The organism is Flavobacterium sp. (genome assembly GCF_030146175.1).
In the GTDB taxonomy this organism is placed as follows: Bacteria; Bacteroidota; Bacteroidia; order Flavobacteriales; family Flavobacteriaceae; genus Flavobacterium.
Genome location: NZ_JASLCE010000076.1, coordinates 23327 through 31878 on the forward strand (window position 1 = coordinate 23327; position 8552 = coordinate 31878).

General features: G+C 39.6%; 11 protein-coding genes. 6 read left to right on the plus strand and 5 right to left on the minus strand.

Going from position 1 to position 8552, the window contains the following annotated elements; translation table 11 throughout:
* Positions 1-14: 14 nt before the first annotated feature.
* On the minus strand, positions 15-398 hold the full coding sequence (locus Q1R07_RS09265; protein ID WP_300489000.1) for a nucleoside triphosphate pyrophosphohydrolase family protein: 384 nt from the start codon (positions 396-398) through the stop codon (positions 15-17).
* A gap of 71 nt (positions 399-469) precedes the next feature.
* Between Q1R07_RS09265 and Q1R07_RS09270 the strand changes: the two genes are divergently transcribed.
* Both Q1R07_RS09270 and Q1R07_RS09275 read left to right on the plus strand, forming a co-directional pair.
* The gene (locus tag Q1R07_RS09270; protein WP_136401919.1) at positions 470-658 is read left to right on the plus strand and encodes a hypothetical protein; all 189 of its coding nucleotides are present in this window, start codon (positions 470-472) and stop codon (positions 656-658) included.
* Positions 659-701: 43 nt separating this feature from the next.
* Positions 702-1805, plus strand: a complete 1104-nt coding sequence (locus Q1R07_RS09275; protein WP_300489004.1) for an SRPBCC family protein — start codon at positions 702-704, stop codon at positions 1803-1805.
* Positions 1806-1857: 52 nt separating this feature from the next.
* Here Q1R07_RS09275 and Q1R07_RS09280 read toward each other — a convergent pair whose 3' ends face one another.
* From Q1R07_RS09280 to Q1R07_RS09290, 3 genes are read right to left on the minus strand one after another with little or no spacing between them, the layout of a single operon-like run.
* The gene (locus tag Q1R07_RS09280) at positions 1858-2580 is read right to left on the minus strand and encodes a tRNA threonylcarbamoyladenosine dehydratase (protein WP_300489007.1); all 723 of its coding nucleotides are present in this window, start codon (positions 2578-2580) and stop codon (positions 1858-1860) included.
* A gap of 7 nt (positions 2581-2587) precedes the next feature.
* A complete protein-coding gene (locus Q1R07_RS09285; protein ID WP_300489010.1) occupies positions 2588-3229 on the minus strand; it encodes a TatD family hydrolase in 642 nt (213 codons plus the stop codon).
* A complete protein-coding gene (locus tag Q1R07_RS09290) occupies positions 3229-3828 on the minus strand; it encodes a DUF1684 domain-containing protein (RefSeq protein WP_300489013.1) in 600 nt (199 codons plus the stop codon). The genes Q1R07_RS09285 and Q1R07_RS09290 overlap by 1 nt, the downstream gene beginning before the upstream one ends.
* 152 nt (positions 3829-3980) lie before the next feature.
* Between Q1R07_RS09290 and Q1R07_RS09295 the strand changes: the two genes are divergently transcribed.
* The 4 genes from Q1R07_RS09295 to Q1R07_RS09310 all read left to right on the plus strand — a co-directional run bounded on the left by Q1R07_RS09295 (position 3981) and on the right by Q1R07_RS09310 (position 7901).
* Positions 3981-5195, plus strand: a complete 1215-nt coding sequence (locus Q1R07_RS09295) for an MFS transporter (RefSeq protein WP_300489016.1) — start codon at positions 3981-3983, stop codon at positions 5193-5195.
* A gap of 166 nt (positions 5196-5361) precedes the next feature.
* Entirely contained in the window at positions 5362-5718 is a 357-nt protein-coding gene (locus tag Q1R07_RS09300) for a BlaI/MecI/CopY family transcriptional regulator (protein ID WP_136401925.1), read from the plus strand.
* A gap of 6 nt (positions 5719-5724) precedes the next feature.
* Entirely contained in the window at positions 5725-7704 is a 1980-nt protein-coding gene (locus Q1R07_RS09305; RefSeq protein WP_300489021.1) for a M56 family metallopeptidase, read from the plus strand.
* 56 nt (positions 7705-7760) lie between these two features.
* Positions 7761-7901 (plus strand): SsrA-binding protein, encoded by a 141-nt coding sequence (locus Q1R07_RS09310; RefSeq protein ID WP_300489024.1) that lies wholly within the window; start codon positions 7761-7763, stop codon positions 7899-7901.
* Here the strand turns inward: Q1R07_RS09310 and Q1R07_RS09315 are convergent.
* Positions 7898-8410, minus strand: a complete 513-nt coding sequence (locus Q1R07_RS09315; RefSeq protein WP_300489027.1) for an adenine phosphoribosyltransferase — start codon at positions 8408-8410, stop codon at positions 7898-7900. The genes Q1R07_RS09310 and Q1R07_RS09315 overlap by 4 nt on opposite strands.
* Between the last annotated feature and the right edge of the window lie 142 nt (positions 8411-8552).

Here is an 8552-nt window from a genome sequence, read left to right on the forward strand (position 1 = left end):
ACTTCGGGATTTTTTTATTTTAGTATGGTTTCGAAATTCGGTTTAAAATAGTTGGGTCCTTTCATAACCTTTCCATCTTCCCGGTAAATCGGTTTTCCGTCTTCGCCCAACTTACTCATATTACTCCGTTGGATTTCATCAAAAACTTCCTCAATTTTATGTTGTAATCCGTGTTCCAGTATCGTTCCGCATAAAATATAAAGCATATCCCCCAAAGCATCGGCAATTTCGACCAGATCGTTATTTTGTACCGCTTCCAGATATTCCTCATTTTCTTCTTTCATCAGGTTATAACGCAGTAGATTAACCTGTTCGCCCAAATCGGCTTTAGGAAGCTCGCTTACTCCCAGTCCGAAGGATTCATGGAATTCCTGAACGGCCTGTAATTGTTTTTTCATATTCTTTAATTTTACGGTCTAAAATAGAAAATCTCCCGGCAAAACGCTAATTTTGCGTAAAATTAAAATTCATGTTTACATCAGGTCAGCTTTATTTCGCTTTATTCTTTGTTATCGTATTTGTAACCGCTATGATTTATGTATATCGAAAAGACCTGTCGCTCCACAAATTACACTATAAAGGATCCCTTTGGATACTACTGGCGTTTTTTGCTTTTATAGGAATTTTATTTATAATTAAACTGTTTTTGAAAGAATAATTGTTATAACTTTGGACAACTAAATGAAATTTTTTTTAATACTATGCGCGTAGTTAAATACATATTTCTTTTATTACTATTAGCAGCTGTTGCACTAACGGTTTATATTGCTACTCAAGCCGGTACGTTCGATGTACAGCGAAGCAGGGTGATTCACGCAACACCGGCGGCTTTATTTAATTATGTAGACGACTACAAAAATTGGGACGATTGGGGCCCCTGGAAAGAAGACGATCCTAGCATTCGCAACAATTATACCGACAAAACACAGGGAGCCGGAGCTTCTTTTTCCTGGACCGGTAAGGATGGAACCGGTAAAATGGAAACCATTAGAACCGTAGACACCGACAGTATCCAACAAAAAATATACTTTGATCAAAGCGACACGCCTTCTGATGTGTACTGGATTTTCACTCCGGTAAAAGGTGGTACTAAAGTTACCTGGGGAATGAAAGGGAATATGAATTTTATGATGAAAGCCTTTTCTATTCTTAGTGGCGGTTCCGACAGGATGTTAGGCCCGATGTTCGAAAAAGGATTGGAAAATATCGACAACATTCTGGTAAAAGAATTAAAAGTATACAATATCAAGATCAACGGACTGGTAAAAAAAGCCGGTACCTATTATATCAAACAATCGGCTACCTGTAAGATTCCGGAATTACCGGGATTAATGGGTTCCATGTTTGCTAACCTGAACAAATTCACCAAAGACAACAATATATCGGTAAGCGGAAGTGCTTTTGCTATTTACAACAAATACGATACAGCTTCCAATATAGCGGAGTTTTCGGTTTGTATTCCTGTAAAAGAAGAAATATTTACGGCACAAGGAAGTGATATTGCCGCTGGTGAATTAATCCCTTACTTAGCTTTAAAAACAACACTTACCGGTGACTATTCCCATAGCAAAGAAGCCTGGGATAAAGCCTATGCCGAGATTGTAAAAAACAAATGGATGGAAGATCCTAACGGGAAATATCTGGAAGTTTACCAAACCGGACCTTTACAAAACCGTAAACCGTCTGAATGGGTAACCGAAATCTTTATCCCGATTACGGCAAAACCAAAACCGGTGACTCCTGTTGCACCAACAACTTCAGCGGACAAACCAACGCCGCCGCCAACAGCAAAGCCAATCGAATAAAACATAAAAAAAGTCCCTTAAAGGGACTTTTTTATTTATATATGATGATCAATTATTTTTCTTTTGCTAATAAATAACGTACCACGGTTTCGGCAGCATGCAAACCAAACAATGCCGGCATCCAGCTATTCGTTCCGAAAAACGATTTTTTAAAATTCTGTCCGTCTGTCATTTTCAAACTGCTTTCATCCGGTTTTTCCGTAGAAAACACCGCCTTAACACCCGTTGAAATGCCTTCTTTCTTTAAACGCTTACGGATGGTTTTAGCCAACGGACAAACATCGGTCTTACTGATATCCTTTACCACAACCTTACTGGCTAACAATTTACCGCCAGCTCCCATATTACTGATGATCTTAACTTTTTTGCGTTTTGCTGCCAGAATCAGATTTAATTTCGGCGTAATACTATCGATACAATCCAATACATAGTCAAACTCCGGAGTGATCAATTCAAAAGCGCGTTCCGGTGACAGGAATTCCTCGATACGGGTTAACTCCAATTCCGGATTAATATCCAACAAACGATCCCCTACAATTTTCACCTTAGGTTGTCCCACGGTCGAGTGTAACGCTGGTAATTGTCGGTTGATATTGGTAATATCCACAGTATCACCATCCACTATCGTCATTTTTCCTACACCAGCTCTTGCAATAAATTCTGCCGCAAACGATCCGACACCACCCATTCCAACAATCAATACGTTTGCATTTTTTAATTTTTCGAGTCCTTCTTTTTTAAACAGCAATTCTGCTCGCTCTGTCCATTCAGCCATTTATTTTTTATTTATTGTTATCAAATACATTTTTAAAATTTTGTACTACCATTGCTTCAACGGCACCGCTCTTAATCGACGCGGCTTTTTTATAAACCTGAAAAATGGTTTCTTCCACCATATCCGTTTCCAGAAAAAAACGATCGTCCGGTACGGCTTTAAACACCGATTCCAGCTCCGGATTACGTAACAGGTATTTTCCAAAAGAAAGGTAAAACCCATTATCCAAAAGCGATCGCGCCACCTGATAATTTTTAGAAAAACCGTGAATGATCATCGGTACTTCCACTTTCATTTGTTTTTTAACCGCGATTACTTCCTGATAGGCCGCTACGCAATGTAAAATTACCGGTTTCGGATTTTGTTCGAGTAATTCCAATTGCCGTTCAAAAACCGAAAGCTGTTTATTGATATCCGTTTCAATACGCTTATCCAGTCCGCATTCGCCCAACGCCATACAATTGGCCTCTTTTAGCTTATCCGAAATGATACGCAAATCCTCCTCCAATCGTTCCGCTTTGGCATACCACGGATGGATCCCAATGGAATAAAACGCCACGGATGGATCAAACTCGTTTGGATACTGATTTACAATTTCCAAAACCCCCGGATCACCGGATGCTTTATGCGTATGCAGATTGTACAACATTATTTATGAAACGCTTTAACACCGGCACGAATTTCCACTTTCAGATCATTAGCCTGCGGTGGTATCGGACAGGAATAACCTTCATTATACGCGCAATACGGATTGTAGGCTTTGTTGAAATCGATCGTTATCGTAGCACTTTCCGGAATTTCCAGATCGATATAACGTCCGCCACCATAACTATCCACGCCACTGGTAAGATCGGTAAAAGGCAAAAACAGGTAGTTTTTGTACTTTTCCATTTTGGCCAGTTCCAGATTACGGTATACATTTAGTTTATAGTCCTTTCCATCAATTTTAAAAGACAATTCCCCGTATTTTACATACAGTGGTTTTCGCGTCCCGGTAGTCGGCATTGTAAATGGTTTTTCATCCGTTGCTTTTACCAAACGTGCGGTCACACAATACTTTAAATCCACCGGAAAGAAATCCAGCGTTTTAAATTTTTTACGGTCTTTTTCTTTTAACGGCGATTCTTCCGCATTGGCATATTCGGAATTGATCTTTTTCTGAAAAGCCGTAACAGATTCCAAATCGCATTGCGAAAAGCCCGCTAACGGAAATGTCATCCCTAATAATAGATATAGTATTTTTTTCATGATAATCGGTATCAGGCTGTATGCGAAACAGCTGCTGCAAAAATAATCAAAAATCCCACGCCCGAAACCACTGCTATTATTTCATTATTAATTTACATCATTTCCTGTTTACAGCATCAAATAGTTTGTAAATTTGACATTTAGAACCGTATATGCTACAAAGAGTTTTTTCCAACTACATCAATAATTTCAGAGGATTTTCGCGTGAAATTTGGATTCTGACCCTGATTACCTTTATCAACAGAGCCGGAACAATGGTACTCCCCTTTTTATCGAAATACCTGAAAGAAGACCTTCATTTCGACTACCATCAGGTGGGCTGGGTTATGGTGAGCTTTGGTTGCGGTTCGATGATCGGCTCCTGGCTGGGCGGAAAACTATCAGACAAAATAGGCTTTTACCGTATTATGGTTTTTAGCCTGTTCACCAGTGGTATCCTGTTTATTAGTCTTCAATTTGTAACCAGTTTTACCGGACTATGTCTCGCGATGTTTTCCATTATGATCATTGCCGATATGTTTCGACCGGCTATGTTTGTATCCTTAAACACGTATGCACGCCCGGAAAACCGAACCCGTGCCCTGACACTTGTCCGACTGGCCGTAAACCTCGGATTTGCCGCCGGACCGGCTATGGGTGGTTTGATCATTATGGGAATGGGCTATAAAGGACTTTTTTGGGTTGACGGTATTTCCTGTATTACCGCTATCGTTTTGTTTCGTCTTTTGGTAAAAGAGAAAAAAAGAGAAAAAACCGCCAGTCATTTCGACGATACGGAACCGGTAAAATCCGTATTTAGCGACAAACCCTTTTGGTTGTTTCTGTTTATCAGTTTTGCTACCGCTATGGTATTCTTTCAGTTTTTCAGTACGCTACCTTTATACCATAACGAGCAATACGGACTTACGGAATTCCAAACCGGTTTACTAATGTCGATAAATGGCTTTTTGATATTCCTTTTTGAAATGCCGATCGTAGGTTATTTCGAGCGTAAAAAAGTGGACAAAATCAAGCTGATCTTTTTTGGAGCCTTATTTATCACCTTCGGCTTCTATGCCCTATTATTAAAAGGATGGGTAGGTATACTGGTGATTAATCTGGTTTTGATCACTTTTGGTGAAATGTTTGCGTTCCCGTTTTCCAACTCCTTTGCGATGAGTCGCGCTCCAAAAGGACACGAAGGTCGTTATATGGCTTTATATACGATGAGTTTTAGTCTCGCGCATGTGATGAGTTCTAAAACCGGTATGGAGATTATTTCCCGTTACAACTATACCGTTAACTGGATTTTTATGGGAACTTTTGCCGCGACTGCTGCTTTTGCCGCTATCTGGCTGTTAAAAATCGTAAAATCAGAAAACGACTAACACACTAAAAACAAGACTTTTAGAATTATTTCTTTCGACTGCCTGAATAAAAAAACTATTTTTTTAGTTAATCAACTATTTTTTTAGTTGCAAAACTAAATTTATAGTTATACATTTGTTTCAACAAATCGGAAATCCTATCCGATTATTATAGAAAATGAGTATCATGCAGAAATTAACAAACAAAGAAGAAGAAGTAATGCAAATTTTATGGACGCTTGAAAAAGCATTTGTAAAAGAAGTGTTGGCCGAAATCAAAGACGATCAGCCGCATTACAACACCTTGTCGACCATTATCCGGAATCTGGAGGAAAAAGGCTATGTATCGCACAAAGCGTTTGGCAACACCCACCAGTACTTTCCGATTGTAAAAAAAGAGGATTACCGCAAGAGTTTTATGAACAATGCGATCGAAAACTACTTTAACAATTCCTATAAAAGTATGGTTTCCTTTTTTGCCAAAGAAGAAAAAATCAGCGCGGATGAACTTCGCGAAATATTAGACATGATCGAAAAAAAATAGGCCTTTATGGAAGCATTTGGTATTTACATTCTAAAAGTTACGGCATTAATAACCGTTTTTTTTCTGGCATATCATTTCTTTTTACGAAAAGAAACGTTTTTTAATGCCAATCGTGGTTATCTGATAGCCGGTTTGTTTACGTCCGCATTACTTCCACTGATCTCATATACCAAAATTATTTGGGTAGAACGGACTCCAATTGCTTCTATTACCTATGCCGACGGTACATCACAAATTCAAATGGCAGTACCAGTGCCAGCCGATTCCGGTTTTCAAATCGACTATCACTATCTGTTTAGTATTTTATATATCACCGGTATTATTTTGTTTTGTATCCGTTTTCTGTCCGAATACCGATCACTTCGTAAAATACTGGAAAAACCAAAAGCCGTAACTCAAAACAAGTTTCATTTTATCGATACCGAAAAAGTCCAATCACCTTTTTCGTTCTTTAACTATATTGTTTACAATTCCAAACTATTGCAACAGGACGAATTGTCCGACATTATCGAACACGAAAAGATTCACAGCCAACAGAAACACTCACTCGACATGATGATCGCGCAGGCATTTTGTATCTTTTTCTGGTTCAATCCGATCATGTGGATTTACAAAAAAGCCATTGCTCAAAATCTGGAATTTATTGCCGATGCCGAGGCTACAAAAGTTGTCGACGACATTAAAGCCTATCAGAAAACCTTAGTAAAAGTAACAATGCAAACCCAATGCATTGCCATCACCAATCATTTTTATCAATCATTAATCAAAAAACGAATCGTTATGTTAAACACCAATCAGTCCCGAAAAAGGAACCTGTGGAAGTACCTAATCATCCTTCCGCTACTGGCCTTTTTTATCCTGCAATTCCAGGTAAAGATCCTGGCACAGGAAAAAAAGCACGCACCAGCCACTTTACAGCAAAATAACGCTCCCTATACACCCGGAGACGATGTAACTGTAATTGTAGACAAAAATACTAGTGATGAACAATTAAAAAAGAATGTGGAATTACTTAAAAACGAATACGGTGTTACATTAAAGTATTCTAAAGTAAAGCGCAACAAAGCCGGTGAAATCATCCGTATTAAAATCGAATACAAAGACAAAGAAGGCAATACCGGAATCACACAAACGGAAAGTGACGAACCGATCAACCCAATTCGCTTTATCAAAAAAACCGATAGTAACGGTAAAATCAAAATCGGTTTTAACTCCGAAGCAAAACAACAACGCTATGCCAGAAACGGAAAAACCCGTACCAGTACAACCATTAAAGACGAAGGCACCAACGAACAGCCTGAAAGCGATACCTCATTTGGTGATCGTATCAGTAATTTTATAAGTCCACCGTCACCACCTAGCCCACCATCACCGCCAAGTCCGCCGTCACCGCCAAGTCCACTGAGTCCGCCACCTAGTCCACCAGCACCACCAAGCCCTCCAGCTCCAAAGTATTGGTCAGGTAATCCGGCAACAGCGCCAGCGCCACCGCCGCCAAATTCAAAATCAAACGTAAAAAAATCGTCGGCTTCGGTGATCATTAAAAACGGAAAAGTAATAACTACCTCCAGAAATGGCAACGTTGTTTATGTAAACGGTAATGAAATAATAAATGCTGATGATCTTAAAATAGACACCAAAGAAATTACCCGTAAGGCATTGGAAGATGCTCGTATAGCCATCGAAAAAGCCCGTCCGGAAATTGATCGTGCCCGTGTGGAAGCCCTAAAAAGTCAGGAACTAGCCATGAAAGATCACGAAATTGCGATGAGAGCACATGAGGAAGCTATGAAAGGTTTGGAAAGAGCCATGAAAACACAGGAAATTGCTCAGAAGGAACGTGAAAAAGCCATGAAAGCCCGTGAAGCAGCTATGAAAGACCGCGCTAAAGCGCTGGAATCGGCACGAAAAGATCGCGAAAAAGCGATGAAAGAACGTGAAAAAGCAATGAAGGAACGCGAGCGTGAACTTCGTGACAGCGAATAAAAAAAGAGCCACATATGTGGCTCTTTTTTTTGTATCTTTATCAAAACCAAAGGAATATGTTTAAAATACTGGCCCAACTCAACAAACTGCTTTTACCGAGCTACAGCAAACAAAACCTTGATTTATCCAAAGCAAGCGCTTTTCAGAAGCTAATTATCGCCTGGCGGTATTATGTGACCATCCGAGCTATAAACTAGTACTGAAGAGCCGCAAATCGCTCGTAGCCGGCAATTTTATCTCCTCCATTCAGAAAAGACAGTTCCATCAGGAAATTTACCTGTACAATTTCGCCACCCAGTTTTTCTACCAGTTCACAAACCGCTTTAATCGTTCCGCCGGTTGCTAACACATCGTCGTGAATTAGAACCTTATCCCCTTTTTGGATTGCATCGGCATGAATTTCCAGTGTATCGGTACCATATTCCAACGTATACGAAGCCGAAACGGTATCGAATGGCAACTTTCCGGCTTTACGAACCGGCACAAAACCCGCCTGTAATTCGTGCGCCAATAAAGTTGCAAAGAAAAAACCACGGCTTTCCACTCCGATTACCTTATCGATTTTTTTATTTTTCAGGTTTTCGATCAAAATTTGGAGGCATTCATTCGTGGCTTCCGGGCTCATCAATAAAGGAGTGATATCTTTAAACAAAATTCCTTCTTTAGGAAAATCCTGAATATCACGTACATACTCTTTTAGTCTCATTTTTTTTTAAATTTTATTTCAATTTTGTTTGCAAGTTACACATTTACCCCTATATTTGCACCCGTAAAAACAACTAAGGCCTCGTGGCGCAACTGAATAGCGCATCTGATTACGGCTCAGAAGGTTACAGGTTTGAATCCTG